At 44.2% G+C, this 13,447-nt stretch carries 16 protein-coding genes; 10 read left to right on the top strand and 6 right to left on the bottom strand.

Annotation, left to right across the window (positions count from 1 at the left end; genetic code table 11):
• Window positions 1–583 precede the first annotated feature (583 nt).
• The 5 genes from ACAW74_RS22945 (at window position 584) to ACAW74_RS22925 (ending at window position 4,500) form a co-directional block, all read left to right on the top strand.
• On the top strand, window positions 584–1,804 hold the full coding sequence (locus tag ACAW74_RS22945) for a phage integrase SAM-like domain-containing protein (protein WP_370700582.1): 1,221 nt from the start codon (window positions 584–586) through the stop codon (window positions 1,802–1,804).
• 41 nt (window positions 1,805–1,845) lie between these two features.
• The gene (locus ACAW74_RS22940; protein ID WP_370700581.1) at window positions 1,846–2,190 is read left to right on the top strand and encodes a DNA-binding protein; all 345 of its coding nucleotides are present in this window, start codon (window positions 1,846–1,848) and stop codon (window positions 2,188–2,190) included.
• A 4-nt stretch (window positions 2,191–2,194) separates the two neighbouring features.
• The gene (locus ACAW74_RS22935; RefSeq protein WP_370700580.1) at window positions 2,195–2,434 is read left to right on the top strand and encodes a hypothetical protein; all 240 of its coding nucleotides are present in this window, start codon (window positions 2,195–2,197) and stop codon (window positions 2,432–2,434) included.
• A gap of 145 nt (window positions 2,435–2,579) precedes the next feature.
• Complete coding sequence (locus ACAW74_RS22930; RefSeq protein ID WP_370700579.1) at window positions 2,580–3,701, top strand: zinc ribbon domain-containing protein; 1,122 nt, start codon at window positions 2,580–2,582, stop codon at window positions 3,699–3,701.
• Window positions 3,685–4,500 carry a hypothetical protein gene (locus ACAW74_RS22925; protein WP_370700578.1) on the top strand — a complete coding sequence of 272 codons (816 nt, stop codon included), beginning with the start codon at window positions 3,685–3,687 and terminating at the stop codon, window positions 4,498–4,500. The genes ACAW74_RS22930 and ACAW74_RS22925 overlap by 17 nt, the downstream gene beginning before the upstream one ends.
• A 24-nt stretch (window positions 4,501–4,524) precedes the next feature.
• Here ACAW74_RS22925 and ACAW74_RS22920 read toward each other — a convergent pair whose 3' ends face one another.
• The 5 genes from ACAW74_RS22920 to ACAW74_RS22900 all read right to left on the bottom strand — a co-directional run bounded on the left by ACAW74_RS22920 (window position 4,525) and on the right by ACAW74_RS22900 (window position 7,462).
• Window positions 4,525–5,304, bottom strand: a complete 780-nt coding sequence (locus ACAW74_RS22920) for a nucleotidyl transferase AbiEii/AbiGii toxin family protein (protein WP_370700577.1) — start codon at window positions 5,302–5,304, stop codon at window positions 4,525–4,527.
• Window positions 5,297–5,914 carry a type IV toxin-antitoxin system AbiEi family antitoxin domain-containing protein gene (locus ACAW74_RS22915; RefSeq protein ID WP_370700576.1) on the bottom strand — a complete coding sequence of 206 codons (618 nt, stop codon included), beginning with the start codon at window positions 5,912–5,914 and terminating at the stop codon, window positions 5,297–5,299. Before ACAW74_RS22915 ends, ACAW74_RS22920 begins: the two co-directional genes overlap by 8 nt.
• A gap of 91 nt (window positions 5,915–6,005) precedes the next feature.
• Entirely contained in the window at window positions 6,006–6,482 is a 477-nt protein-coding gene (locus ACAW74_RS22910; RefSeq protein WP_370700575.1) for a hypothetical protein, read from the bottom strand.
• Window positions 6,483–6,591: 109 nt separating this feature from the next.
• Window positions 6,592–6,774, bottom strand: a complete 183-nt coding sequence (locus tag ACAW74_RS22905; RefSeq protein ID WP_370700574.1) for a hypothetical protein — start codon at window positions 6,772–6,774, stop codon at window positions 6,592–6,594.
• Between the two features lie 286 nt (window positions 6,775–7,060).
• Complete coding sequence (locus tag ACAW74_RS22900; RefSeq protein ID WP_370700573.1) at window positions 7,061–7,462, bottom strand: helix-turn-helix domain-containing protein; 402 nt, start codon at window positions 7,460–7,462, stop codon at window positions 7,061–7,063.
• 133 nt (window positions 7,463–7,595) lie between these two features.
• Here ACAW74_RS22900 and ACAW74_RS22895 point away from each other — a divergent pair, with 133 nt between their 5' ends.
• From ACAW74_RS22895 to ACAW74_RS22880, 4 genes are all read left to right on the top strand, one after another.
• Entirely contained in the window at window positions 7,596–7,832 is a 237-nt protein-coding gene (locus ACAW74_RS22895) for a hypothetical protein (protein ID WP_370700572.1), read from the top strand.
• A complete protein-coding gene (locus ACAW74_RS22890) occupies window positions 7,780–9,114 on the top strand; it encodes a radical SAM protein (protein ID WP_370700571.1) in 1,335 nt (444 codons plus the stop codon). Before ACAW74_RS22895 ends, ACAW74_RS22890 begins: the two co-directional genes overlap by 53 nt.
• A gap of 94 nt (window positions 9,115–9,208) precedes the next feature.
• Window positions 9,209–9,634 (top strand): hypothetical protein, encoded by a 426-nt coding sequence (locus ACAW74_RS22885; protein ID WP_370700569.1) that lies wholly within the window; start codon window positions 9,209–9,211, stop codon window positions 9,632–9,634.
• 50 nt (window positions 9,635–9,684) lie between these two features.
• Window positions 9,685–10,047, top strand: a complete 363-nt coding sequence (locus tag ACAW74_RS22880; protein ID WP_370700568.1) for a DUF4143 domain-containing protein — start codon at window positions 9,685–9,687, stop codon at window positions 10,045–10,047.
• Between the two features lie 33 nt (window positions 10,048–10,080).
• Here the strand turns inward: ACAW74_RS22880 and ACAW74_RS22875 are convergent, their stop codons facing one another.
• Window positions 10,081–11,619 carry a hypothetical protein gene (locus ACAW74_RS22875; RefSeq protein ID WP_370700567.1) on the bottom strand — a complete coding sequence of 513 codons (1,539 nt, stop codon included), beginning with the start codon at window positions 11,617–11,619 and terminating at the stop codon, window positions 10,081–10,083.
• A gap of 548 nt (window positions 11,620–12,167) precedes the next feature.
• On the opposite strand from ACAW74_RS22875, the gene ACAW74_RS22870 reads away from it, so the two are divergent.
• Window positions 12,168–13,073, top strand: coding sequence for a hypothetical protein (locus ACAW74_RS22870; protein ID WP_370700566.1), 906 nt, complete (start codon window positions 12,168–12,170; stop codon window positions 13,071–13,073).
• Window positions 13,074–13,447: the final 374 nt, after the last annotated feature.

The following is a 13,447-nucleotide window of genomic DNA, read 5'->3' as shown; positions in this document are numbered from 1 at the left end:
GCTATGTCCAGGCCAATAACGATATGAGTAAGGGATAATATATTAGCTATTAGCTGGGTATGTTTAGAAATGGCTAGGCTGCCTCAGCCGTTGGGGCCAGTTCTTTTAACCAACAGGCTACCATTACGCCGGTAGCCCTCGCCGCGTGGCCCGGTCAACTCATCGTAGGCCAATGGGGCATGATAATGCCAGAGTTGATCGTGTTGACCCGACGTTTCCTGCCCGAAACCAGGTATGGTATGACCTTGGCTCTTTACCCACCATGTAGTCAAGAATATGGACAGGGGCATAACGGTCGTGGGGAGCCGTGTGCAACGCAGGGGGAATGGCAGCGGGCAAAAAAAAAGCCCCTGACAAACATGGGGCGAAACTTGTAGCGGGGAGCAGGATCGAACTGCCGACCTTAGGGTTATGAATTCTATTCGATATGGTTTAATCTGGTTCAATATGGATTAATATACTCTGATTATCAGTGTTTTATAGATAATAATAAAACAGGTTGGTTGATAAAAAACCACCAAATGTTTGCCCTATGTTTGCCCAATTGCGTATGTTTACCCAAACACCGGCATGCGCAATTTCTATGGCCTCTTCCATCAAGGCGGTCATCCGCCTCAACAAACCCAACAAAGACAATACCTATCCGTTGGCAATCCGGATTGTCAACGATCGCAAAACGACGCATGTCCATCTGGGCTATAACCTCACGGCGGCGGACTGGGACGCGCTTGCCCAGAAAGTGAAACGGAGCCATCTCAACTCCGCCCGGCTGAACAACCTGATTCTGAAAAAGCGTACGGAACTCAGTGATGAGTTGCTGGATCTGCAGGCCCAGGTGAAGGAGGTGTCGATGGGGGCTATTCGTAAGAAGGTGAAACGGAAAACGGCTAATTCCTTTTTCGCCCAGGCGGATGCTATCCTGGATAACATGCGAAACGAAGGGAAGTACAACCGGGTGAAAACAGATGCGGTGCGCGTCAAGCACTTCCGCGAGTTTTTACGTGGTGCCGACATTACCTTCCCTGAAATCGACGTGCCCCTCTTAAACCGGTTTAGAGCCTACCTGAAAGGCGAACGGAAGATCAGCGAACGGACGATCATCAATCACCTGATCGTGATCCGAACGATCTATAACCAGGCTATAGCCGGTAGTCTGGTCGATCCCAAACACTATCCATTCGGCAAGGGCAAAATCGCCATCAAATTTCCAGATTCGATTAAAATCGGTCTCGTACCGGACGAGGTGAAAAAGCTCGAACAGATTGACCTGTCTGATAATGACTACCTGAACCACGCCCGTACCATCTGGCTGGTTTCCTTCTATTTCGCGGGGATGCGGGTATCCGACGTGTTGCGGATGAAGTGGGCTGATTTCCAAGACGACCGGATGCATTACACGATGGGCAAAAACAACAAGGCGGGCTCGTTGAAAACACCGGACAAAGTCGTGCGCCTGCTCGATCAATATATAAACCAGCCCCGAACGCATGACCTCATCTTCCCTGAATTGAAAGTGCTGGATGACATCGGCGACGCCTACCACGTTCAACGAAAGATTTCCTACGCCGTTAAACGGTTGAATACGGCGCTGGCGGGCATCGCCCAACGCGCCGGTATTACCAAGCCTGTAACGCTGCATATCGCCCGGCATACGTTTGGCAACATCTCCGGCGACAAGATACCCGTTCAGATGTTGCAGAAGCTCTACCGCCATTCCAACATCACGACAACGATTGGGTATCAAAGCAACTTTATCAACAAGACAGCCGATGACGCGTTGGATGCCGTCTTGCAGATGGAATGATGCTTTTATAGTCAAGGCCGCTTACTGATGCGTTTGAAAACATGGGTTTTAAACAGATAGACAGGCGGCCATTTTTGCTTTTTCAGGCGTATCGTCTATGTAAGCTTGAAAAGACAATGGAAGTTATCTGTCTGCACGATGAAGCTTTTTATGCTCTGATCGACAAGGTACTTGAACGGGTCCAGCAAAAGCAAACGGTCAGCGAGGATAAATGGATTTCCGGTAGTGAAGCGATGCAGCGCTTACGCATTCAAAGCAAAACGACATTGCAGAAGCTTCGTGACGAAGGCAGTATCCGGTTCTCCCAACCCGAAAAGAAGCTTATTCTATACGACACAGATTCGATCAACGCCTATTTGAACCGCCACGCCAAAGACACCTTCTAGAGCCATGACTGACGAAGAGGAACCATCACCGCAATACCTGAAGGGGTATAACCACGGCTATCAATTGGCGGCGCACGAACCAGAGCTATTGAATAAACTTCTGCAAGCGCAAGGCAGCAACACAGCGAGCGACTATGTCCATGCTATACGGCAGGGTAAGGAACAGTTCGAACGCGAAAAGTTGATGAAGGAAATGAAAGCTATCCGGGATCAGCGTAAACAGACGATCAGAAGGAGGCGGTAGCGATCCTTATGGTTTTGTCGCCGTATAGTAAATCGATGACTATAAACTATATGTGTATTAGATCAGATTACTACGCGATTTCATTTCTTCGTGTGACTATTTTTTAGAAAGACAGTCCTTCATTCACACATAAGCTCTGCTATTAATGGAAGCTACAACTGCCCAAGAATGCCCGTATTGTAATGTTGTCCTTCCTTTACGCGGTTACTTCTGCCCATCTTGTCGTGAACAAGTTCGCTGTAAAACATGCAGTGAATTGGTGGAAAAGAATGCTGTGGGTTGTGTGATGTGTGGCGCTGAAATCGCTTCTACCACTATCAAACAAGATTCTGATGTGATTGATGGTGGTCAGATAAGTCGAAATAAGATTAGCTTTGAAAAGAAGGGTAATAGCATTAAACTGGATGCAGATATTACCGATATTTCCAGCGCTTACTTTGCGGACACTATTGGCTTTATAGTCACGGGTGGTACGAATTCACTTAGGAATAGGCAGAACAAGCCACTATTTTTACAAAAGGGTATACAAGGGGGGGCTATATCTATTCCTGTAAATAATAATGAAAAAGTTGACTTCGCTAAGACTGTAACTGTTGAAAGCGAAGAGGATTTCCAAGAGGTTTTAAAGAAGATATTTACATTTGAAAATGAATCATTAAAATTAATTGATCCCAGACTTAAACATTCAGGAAAACTTGATCAAGCAGTGAGATTAACTCTACTCGTAATTTATACCTACGAGTTGATGGGAAATCCACAAATTGAACGGACAGCTCTAACTAACATATTAAGACAATCAAAGTTGGATGATGGTCATTCAAGAGAGTGGATTTCTAACAGTAATGAGCTAATCCTGAAAGATAATAATGTTGAATTAAGCGTACCTGGCCGCGAAGTTGCTAAGGCAATTTTAGCTGAAATCGCTGATCCAACAATTGAAGTTGGTAAGGTTGTATACAGTAAATCAAAATCTCAAAAGTCGAATAAGAAGGGAAAAGAAGGAAAGAAAGGTCAATCTTCGAGTTCTACTGAAAGTAAAACATCAAGCTCAAAACCATCACCATTGAGTATGTTGCAATCGCTGGTTCAAGAAGGATTTTTCAAAGAGAAGAAAAAGATTAAAGACATTGTTGAACACTGTAGCACTAATAAAGCACAGTATTATAAGAGCAGCGACTTGTCTGGGCCATTGGGTAGAGCGATAAAAGATAAGTTGCTCAAAAGGGAAAAAAATAAAAGTGATAATCAATATGAGTATTACGCATAGCTCTCCACAACTTGAAACAGCTCTGGCAAACCTTACATCAAAGTTTAGAGCCAGAATTATTGACACATATTTAGAATTGAAGTTTAGATACTCTAAATCTCAACATGATTCTGAGTTTGACTCATCAGGCATCAGTTCAGGTAAGTTCTGTGAAACAGCGTTACGTTTCCTTCAGCATGAATTGACAGGCACTTATATACCGTTTGGCCAGCATATAAGGAACTTCTCGTATGAAATAGAAGAGTTGGGAAAGTTAAGTAAGATAAGTGGCAATGAATCGATGAGAATTATTATTCCAAGAGCACTTTTGCTAATATATACAGTTAGGAATAAACGTGGAATTGGCCATGTCGGTGGTGATATTGAAGCAAATAAAATTGATTCTGCAACAATTGTTAGAATTGCAGATTGGGTTATATGCGAACTGATACGCATATACCATGGTCTATCAATCGAAGAAGCTCAGGATATTGTTGATGCGTTAGCAACAAGAGTTCTACCTGATGTATGGGAAGTAAACGGAAAGAAAAGGGTTTTACGTAAAGGTTTGGATTTTAAACAGCAAGTGCTATTGCTTGTATATTCAGAAACTCAGAATGGAGTTGCTGTAGAAGATTTATTTTCGTGGACTCAATATAGTAATCATTCTATGTTTAAGAGAAATGTTATTTTGCCTTTACACAAAGATAAGTATATTGAATACGATGCAGAAACTCGATATGTGCACATATCTCCTTTAGGTATTAAGGAAGTTGAAGAAAAAATTCTTACTAAGAAGGTCAATTTACCAAACAAGTAGTTTTTTAAATATATTTGACAGAGGCTACAGTGAAGCTTGCTTGATAATATCTGGAAATAAAATAACCCGACGGACATCACTCGGATTAAACAGGAATTTGGCAACGTCTTTGCCTTGCTCGTTCATGTCTAATCGTTCGCAGCGAGCTATCAGCCTTTCTTTCAATTCAGCCGCATTGGCTATGCCCACCTTCTGTTCAAGATACGCGTAGCTCGGCTTCACGTTGCGCCCTAATAGAAATACCACATCATAAAAGTCACGGCCCTTGTTGCGGGGACGGTTGAGAATAGCATAGCACTTTTGTGCCAGGATCAGGTCAAGGGGCGTCACCAGCAGTTGCGTGAATACGCCGAACCGGTTCAGAATATAGCTGTCAGGTGTAAATTCGAAGCGTTGCGCTTCGGTGTCAAGTTGAATCAGGATTTTCTCTTCTCGGTAGTCGGATAGCCCTTGCTGGTAAAGCATTTGGGGAAAGCGAACGTTACATCGATACGCCCCTTTACCTACTACTTGAATCTCGACGTGATAGCCTTGGCCGGTGAGCTCCTTGTCCATCAATTCCGCCACCGCGTCAAATTGATCCGGCGTGATCGCCAGGTTGTCGAAGTCCAAATCCTCCGAGAACCGGCTATTGTCATGCACCAGCCGCAGGCATGTTCCCCCCAGGAAAATGAACTGCCGCCCCAGCGGGCTGTCATAAAGAATCTGTAGCAGAATGCATTGGAGGTACTCTCGGAGCAGTTCGCGCTCGAAACCCTGCAAATTGGCTGGGTAATATTGTTTGATGTAGCGTAGGTCAAGCATGGTTCAGTCGTTCTGCAAGCAGGTGGGTGAGTTTACTAACACGCTGGTTACCCATCTGGCTGGCATACCCCAACAGTCTGTCGGACTGACATGCCTCCGCAATTAAATCATGGTTGAGCCGCAGGCCGTCGAGGTCAAGCTGATCGCGGATCGCGGGGGTGAGATAGAACGTGTCGAGCAGGGCTTTTTCTGGTTCTGCCAACAGAAAATCACCATCGCTTGAGGCGACCGGACGGTACCCGAAAAACAAGTCCGGTTTGACATGCTGATATTGGAAATAGCCCAGTGAGCTATCAAAGTTATGGGTTGGGCGCGTGGTGACCGAGAAGACCTGGTATACGCCTTCGGGAATGAACCCGTACCAGCGCAGCGCTGACCACAGCGACACATAAGAGTTCGCGCATAACCGATTGGCGGTGAAAAACAGCTTGGCAGTGGTGAGGGGCTGGTTCGGCCAAGTGTAATATTTATTTATGATTTTCTGTAGATAGCCTTTATCCTGCCATTCGACCAAACGGCGCGTATCGAAGTCGGGGAATTGCTTCAACACGTCATTGACCGGAATGACAGCGCGATCCTGAAAGGCCTGCTGAAAAGCGTAGAAGTTCATTTATCCGCTACTTTTGTTAAAAACCACAAAAATAATAGATAAATTTATCTTCTTAGTCAAGTGAATATAGTTGGCTGTGAGAACACAGGTGTTACCGCTTGTGACCGCCTCGCTTATACTGCCAGGATTGACGGCGTTTTTTGGTATCCGCCATCAGCTTTTTGATGTCCTCATCGGTGGGATTACTGGCTGACGGCGGGGAGGCTTGTCTGGGTTTGTCCGCTTTAAAGGTGTCCTGCTGTTTCTGCTCTCGGTTCGCTTGTTGCGTTCTATAGTCCTGCATCATCACAAAGGCTTTGTCCTGGCTGTCTGAAATGTCCGGCTTCTTCTCGGCTTGCGGCTGATCGGGCTCGTTGAGGTAGGTTTTTTGCTCTTGCTCGAAACGGGTTTGCATCACATCGCGCTGACGCTCGAAATCGGCTTGCAGCCGTTCCAGTTGCCCAGCATAGCGCGTCTGGTCAAAATGATCGCCTTGCAGTTTTCTGATCATGGCCTGATCGGTATAAAACCGCTGATGAAGCTGTTGCAGTTCTTTGTCTTGCTGCGCTAAGAGATCGCTGTATGACATAGGGGATATAACAAAGATGAGCCGATATAGGCGGAGGTTGAGCCGAAACCTAAACTAAACAAAAAGCCCCAAATTGGGGCTTTTGCTCAAGTAAATGGTTTGTTCACCGTTACCCTTTTTCAAAACCAAAGGCGGCTTCGCTTCTTTCAAATCCGCCACTTGCGGCGACGAGTCGACCGTGTTCAACGCCACCACTTTGTACGGCTGAGCGGCCATGTGAACCACCGCCCGAAAAGACAATCAATGCGAAAAAACATACGCCCACCAGAAGGGAGCGAGTTATCGTGTTCATGGTTTATCCCGTTTAAAGCAGGCGTGGATTCACCTGTTACCGCTACAGACCCCGAAGTGAGTAAAGGGTTTAAACGGGGGTAAAAATTAATCGGCTTCAACATTCACAGCATCAAAAAAGTAGGTCGTCCGCTATGGCGGACGAAAGAGCGTCGCATGATGGTGGCGTTAGCGGGATATGTCTATTTTTGTTCCATCATGTTCTTCCTCACGGAAGAACTAATAGTGTGGATAGAAGCGGAAAGCCTGCCCTTGCTAAGAGCAAGCTTTTTTTGTGCAGGAGCAGCTTATGATTTTGCGTCTAACAGTTTCTGCAGGAGTTCAATTTTTTCGCGCTCCGATTGGAGGAGCCGCTCGTATAATTTTTTGTTATCCTCTACTGCTTCAACCCACTTACTGACGGGATTGAAATTATACAGAATTAGAGCGGCGTGATCATTGTACGTATTAGAGATGATATTTATGGCTTTCTCTTCAGAAAAATTCTTTATCGCTTCCTCTGAAACACCAAGTACCTCTGATACCTTCTGTAATGTGGATGTATCCAACATCTCCTTTTGTTCTAGTTGAGAAATCGCCTGCTGGCTAAGTCCCAGTGAGGTCGCTAAAAACTCCTGCTTTACTCCGAGGATTTCCCGAATGCGTTTCACGTTGCGACCGTGATGTATGACCGGCGGTGTCGTGTCCATGCACAAAGCTAAGCCAAAACGGCCTTGTTTTTAACAAGCGGTGCTCTTGTGCGATACAAGTGTATGGATCGCAAATAAGTTGGCTTGAGCAGGTATTTTTAGCCGAACAACGCTAACCTCGTTCTCCATGACCTTGCCTCAGACACAGGACATTTTATTCGATGATTTCTCGCTGCTGGAACAACGTCTCGGTCGTCAGCGGCTGACCTCGTACTCGGTCAACACGAACTGCGATTGCGCCAGCGAGCCGTCCTCATCTCAGTCAGTTAAGGACGGTAGCGACTGCGACTACACCAGTTCGCCAATCCGCCTACGTTATGACGACCGCTATACCGATCAAATCGCCCAACCTGTTGGTGCGGCCCATTGAGGGGGATTATTTCTACGCCGTTAACTGCGCGCATCCGCACTCGTTGCGGGTGTTGAACCGGGCACAGTATGACCTGCTCAACGCGATAGATAACCAGACCAGCACGGCGATGCTTGGCGAGCGGCTGGGCCTATCAGTTGACGTGCTGGAGGGATTTTTACGTATGTTGGCGCAAACCGAGATCATCCGCTTTGATGACCGGTTCAACAAGCCCACAAAACCCGCACGGCCAACCTCGCTCAATTTTTGGATTCATACCACCAACCGCTGCAATCTGTCCTGCGGCTATTGCTACATCGCCACGCTCAATACCAGCGGCGGCATGCCGCTAGCCGTGCAACAGCAATTGGTACAAAAGCTGGTAGAAACGGTATATAAGCGGCAACTCAGCCGGGTTAAATTCCGGCTGGCCGGTGGTGAGCCACTCACCCAGTTTAAAGCGTGGCAAGCCTTTATCCCCACTGTGCGACAGCGGCTGGCCGAAGCAGGGTGCGGACTGGATGTCTCGTTCTTGACCAATCTGACCATTCTGAACGACGAGATCATGGCTTTCGCCAAAGAGCAGTCGATCAGCTTCGGGGTCTCGCTGGATGGGGAAGGTGCCTACCACGATGCCACCCGATCCTTGCGGTCGGGAGCTGGTACGTTCGACCGAGTCAGTGCCAATCTGAGAACGCTGCTGGCAAACGGCATCCCGGTCTCGACCAGTGCCGTCATCACCAACGACAATCTGGCCGGCTTGCCCGACCTGACCCGCTACCTGATCGGGTTGGACATTCCGTTTCGCTATTCGATTGTCAAAGGCGAGACCATTGATGCTGCTTTGCTGGATCACTATCTAAGCGAAGCCTACGTGCTGATGCACGAGGCCATCGAACAGGGTTGGCGGTTTTCGCAGCGGCACCAATTCTGCGATCTCAAGCCGAATGAGTTAGGCTTTCAAACCTGCGCGTCGGGGTTCTCTGGTGGTGCAATCTACGTGGACGGCACCGTCAACTACTGCCATGTCCATGTCGGGGACAAAACCAAACAGGCTCATTCTATCTTTGACCAGGAGTTGGATTTAGTCGATATGATCGACGCTGTCAGCCACTATGAGGGGCCACGTTCGACTGACTGCCAGACCTGCCGGTATCAATCCGTCTGTACGAGTGGATGTCCCGTGTACCGGGTGGACGGCAAAGACCCGCAATGCAGCCTGTACCATCGGTTCATTCCGTTGATGTATGAGTTACAGGCGCGGGAGCGATTGCAATTACTTCGTGAATCTCGGATGATATAGTCTTTCTGTTACGCGGCAGGAGGTCGCCTTGTTGTCACTTGCTATCTCGATCAGCGCACTGATCCTTACGTTCTATCAACTGTACCTGCAACGAGTGCATAATGAAAAATCGCTCAAGCCGTTGGGTCAAATTTATCTGATAGATAGCACCAGATACGTGTCTGTGCAGCTTCTGAATAACGGCTTGGGGCCGCTAATCATCGACCGGCTGGCGTTCAAAGTGGGTAATACTATCTATTCCAGCATTCGAGACTGTCTCACATTTGATCCGAAATCTTACATGCATGGCTCAAGTGAGGACGTTGTCCAGAAGGTCATTCTACCAAATGCTGCGCTGACTGTTTTTGAAGCAACGCTTAAAGCAGGGGAAAGCGAAAACAACCTGGATCAGATCAGAAAACAGCTTGCCCTCATTACCGTGATAGCCCATTGTCGGGATATTTACGACAACAAGATCATCCTTGAGCGGAGCAGTCGATGGTTTGTCCGGCATATGTTGGAAGCGGCTATTGAGTCCTAAAACATGGATTCCATACATTCCTGCCGCCACCTTACGCCTCTTATGGGCGGATGCGTGCCCACAAGTGGGGCACCCAGTTGAACAGAGCCTGTTTAGTAGCATGCCTTGGCATCAGCATCCCGACGATCAAACGCTATTTCGATCTGATAGACGACATATTGTTAATCCGCAAGTTGCCTATGGGGTCGGGCAATGTCAGAAAACGGCTGGTCAAAGCACCGAAGGTATATATCCGTGATAGTGACATTACCCATGCTTTATTCAACCTAACGACCTTGGGCGGTTTGCAGGGCACCCAGTCGCCGGCACCAGTTGGGAAGGATTTGTTTTGGGGAACCTCATCGCCAGCCAGCCGGGGTAACGCCGTGGTTTTACCGGACGTCGGCGGGCGCAGAAATCGATCTGTTTATTGAATGAAACCGCCAGCAGACATACGTCATCGAAATCTAACGATAACGCATATGCCAACTATTTACAGCATCATCTATAGATTCATCAATATTAGACTCTGTGTAGTAGGCATACTGTACACGATGAGATATAGCTTTTACATTTGAAGGTACATGTTCTTTCATTCTGTTATCGCACAAAATATAAACTGGTTTTTTCATACCCAAAGCATAACCCAATTCAGTTATTGCTGATGAAGTAAAAATAGGAATAATACTTTCATTTTTTAGCGTTGAAATAGCATTATGAGATAAATAAGGTAAAATAAACAATAGGCACCTGCATCGATCAAGTGTTTGTAGCGTAGCTAAACGGCTGGGGTTGCTAGCTACAGAAGCTTCCTCTGCATTTTTACCTTCGTTAGCTAAAAAATAAGTATTATAAAAAAACCGATTTTGAAAAGAAGTAATAGCCCGATTAGCTATTTCCATGTTTCTATTATAATCTCCTCCGTACATCTTGTTAAACGTAAGCGGAATTGAAACAAAAAAATCAAATTCATAAAAACGAATTTCAATCTCCTCATTGAGGTACTCATCTATTACATTTTCTAAAATATCAAGTGTATAGGGTAAGATATTTGGCAGTCTTATCATATTCAAGTCTTTTCGTTGAAAAAAGTTTTTTATTACATCATCAGACAAATCAGACCATCTCTGATATATGATACTTTCAACATTTATAGGATATTCTTCCAGCCGCAATAGGAGAGCACTTCCAGATAATAATGCACCATGACGTCTAACATTATAATATACTCCAGTTGCAAGCTCATCAATATCATTGGGGCCAAAATAAAATATCATTCGTAAATAACGATCATTTTTGCCTGCCACCATCAAATGACCAGTTTCTATGTATAAATGACCATTAACTTGCCTAGGATAACATTTGCCTTCATAATAATGGATATTTAATTCACTTGGCTTATCCAAACTGGCAACTCGGACAAGTAAACTTTTCGATGATGCAGGATCAAGTTTAAAGTAAATACGGCTGGCTCTAATACCAGCGCTTTTCTGTTTCAAATTAGAGATAGAGTCTTCTCCCTCCCAAAATCGGTAAAGCATCCAGCATTTCTGTGTTAGTGAGTCTATTTCGCTTGACCTTAATTCAAGAGATTCAACTTGTTTCGTCCAATCTGTAGCTTGAATATCATCGGTTAAAAGACTACGTGTTCCTGTCACAGTTTTGCGTTCTCTGTCAACAATTGATCCGTATTGTGAACTATCAGCATCTTTATCATTAATGAAGAAAGCCCCCTTTTCAAAGAGGCCTTTGATTGGTTTCCATGCAATTTCCTTTTCCCCTCCCCCACTTACATTGTTCATTATAAAGTTTCGTATAAGCGCTCCATTGGAAATGAGATCTCCTTTATATAACTCTTTTTGAATCTCTTCTATGTAACCTTTATTCGGCTTTTGGTACGTTTTGCCGTACTTCTTCTTGTAGTAATGAGGAAAGCTTTCAATTATCTTTCTAAGTAGCAGGGATGCACCTCCATCATTGAATAAAAATCTTTTGATAGTACTCATACAGTGTGGTAGATAGAAGAAAATTCACAATTATCACAATTCTAACAAAAGTCACTTTTTTTAGAAACTAACCATTTGGATTAAAAAAATTTTTGGTGATTAACCTAAGTTTTGTAGAATTCTGTTTGTGTAAACAAAGAGTAGCTATATATAAAGAAAAGTTCACTATTTGTTGATTTTTGAATACATATGTAAAATGTATGTCCGCTATTTATAGGCAAAATACATAGGTGCTAGCGTTGCACTCTGCGGAAGTGTTAACAGACTAGTAAAGTGATCCATACTAACTCGGAAGCAAGTTTTTCAATCTAAGTCACCTTACTTCCCTGACAATTGTCTTAAAAGCAGGAATATATAATATAATTTAGATTAATTAACATTAAGTGTATTCGATGAAAATCATGTATCGAAACTTCTTGAGGTATGATATCGCGCTTTATAGTTTAGTGTAAGATTTGTCAAATTATCTATGGGACATAATAAAACTGAACGATAGAGATAAGAGACAATCTTTATAACTGTGCTTTCTCATTTAAACAAAATAATCCATGAAAGGCAAACTAATTCCAGATGTTATAACCCAGTTAACCGATAGGGATTGGGTGAAAATCTTAGCGTATTTGTTCATTGGCTTATTAGGCATAAGCATAGGAGAACAAGTTCCCGAAAACTGGTTCCTGCTGCGTCAATTAGTAGAGCATGGCATTTGTGTTTTAGCTACGGTTGGCATCTACCACGTTATCGAGACAAGAAATGTGAAGGTGGACGAAGGCGAACATCTTCTAGCTGCGGTTGACTCTGCAATGAATACACAATTGGATTCATTTAAGAAGGAGATAAAAAATTTAGCTGAATGGTATGTGGCAAAATATATGCCTTCACAGATACGATTGTCTTCACTTGGACCAAGTGATGTAACCGCTCGTTTCGATGTTAGTGTAATCGTAAATGGCATGCTGCAAACCAAGGATTCAGTTATTCGGTTCTTAAAAATATACTTACCTTTTAATGAGCGCTTCGAAAAGGTATTTCTTGAATCGATTATGATCGGTAATAATTCAATTCAGATAATTCTTTGTAATCCACATGCGAAGGAGGCTCTACGTAAGCGAGCGTTGGCTTTGGGTGTTGATCATCGTGTACTAAAGGAAAGCGTCTTAGCTAACCTTATTATGTTGTCACGTGTTTATCATCAACTTCCAGAAGGACATAAGCATAAGCTTCAAGTAAAGCTGCATAATTCATTCATCGCTGTAAGTTTAACAGGTTATGGTGACTGTTTTTGGTGTGGACATTACTTGTGTGGGCGAATCGCAACTGAAGGCATTAATGAACGTTATGAAATAAATAGTGCTAAATATAATGAACTGATGTTGCACTTTACTCAAGAATGGAATGCTAATACTAGTGCTACATTCGATCTAGGATTACCATTCAATCCTAAGCATGAATGACTATTATTTGTATGTCTCGGTAGCGGAAGAGGTCTATTTAGTTATAAATGATCCTGAACACGAATGGCATTTTGTCGTAGTTCAGGATCATTTATAGTATGTATCTAATGAAGTCTTAGTGAAATTACATTAGCAATACTTACAATAATTAAAAAGTCTATAGCTATGTCAGTTTGCGATGATTTAACTAATAATAACTCCATCTGTATTTAACCAAGCAATGGTAAGTTACCAGACTAACCATAGATTCAAGGAATCTGAAAAAATAGTGTGTCAAATTCGGGGGTAAATTTCCGATATTATACTTAAAGATCCTGTTTTATCAAACATTAAATTTATCATTTTGAATCCCTTCAGTGCCTTGTTTGCACCGA

Origin of the sequence: Fibrella musci, assembly GCF_041321105.1 — a bacterium.
Taxonomy (GTDB): Bacteria; Bacteroidota; Bacteroidia; order Cytophagales; family Spirosomataceae; genus Fibrella; species Fibrella musci.
Note: the sequence above shows the minus strand (reverse complement) of the source record. Positions and strands in the feature narration are given on the sequence as shown.

Coding starts and splice junctions, on each gene's coding strand:
- ACAW74_RS22880 (WP_370700568.1), top strand. CDS start 9,685: ATGCGTGCCCACAAGTGGGGCACCCAGTTGAACAGAGCCTGTTTAGTA.
- ACAW74_RS22930 (WP_370700579.1), top strand. CDS start 2,580: ATGGAAGCTACAACTGCCCAAGAATGCCCGTATTGTAATGTTGTCCTT.
- ACAW74_RS22905 (WP_370700574.1), bottom strand. CDS start 6,774: ATGAACACGATAACTCGCTCCCTTCTGGTGGGCGTATGTTTTTTCGCA.
- ACAW74_RS22870 (WP_370700566.1), top strand. CDS start 12,168: ATGAAAGGCAAACTAATTCCAGATGTTATAACCCAGTTAACCGATAGG.
- ACAW74_RS22900 (WP_370700573.1), bottom strand. CDS start 7,462: ATGGACACGACACCGCCGGTCATACATCACGGTCGCAACGTGAAACGC.
- ACAW74_RS22890 (WP_370700571.1), top strand. CDS start 7,780: ATGACGACCGCTATACCGATCAAATCGCCCAACCTGTTGGTGCGGCCC.
- ACAW74_RS22915 (WP_370700576.1), bottom strand. CDS start 5,914: ATGAACTTCTACGCTTTTCAGCAGGCCTTTCAGGATCGCGCTGTCATT.
- ACAW74_RS22945 (WP_370700582.1), top strand. CDS start 584: ATGGCCTCTTCCATCAAGGCGGTCATCCGCCTCAACAAACCCAACAAA.
- ACAW74_RS22925 (WP_370700578.1), top strand. CDS start 3,685: ATGAGTATTACGCATAGCTCTCCACAACTTGAAACAGCTCTGGCAAAC.
- ACAW74_RS22875 (WP_370700567.1), bottom strand. CDS start 11,619: ATGAGTACTATCAAAAGATTTTTATTCAATGATGGAGGTGCATCCCTG.
- ACAW74_RS22935 (WP_370700580.1), top strand. CDS start 2,195: ATGACTGACGAAGAGGAACCATCACCGCAATACCTGAAGGGGTATAAC.
- ACAW74_RS22920 (WP_370700577.1), bottom strand. CDS start 5,304: ATGCTTGACCTACGCTACATCAAACAATATTACCCAGCCAATTTGCAG.
- ACAW74_RS22910 (WP_370700575.1), bottom strand. CDS start 6,482: ATGTCATACAGCGATCTCTTAGCGCAGCAAGACAAAGAACTGCAACAG.
- ACAW74_RS22940 (WP_370700581.1), top strand. CDS start 1,846: ATGGGTTTTAAACAGATAGACAGGCGGCCATTTTTGCTTTTTCAGGCG.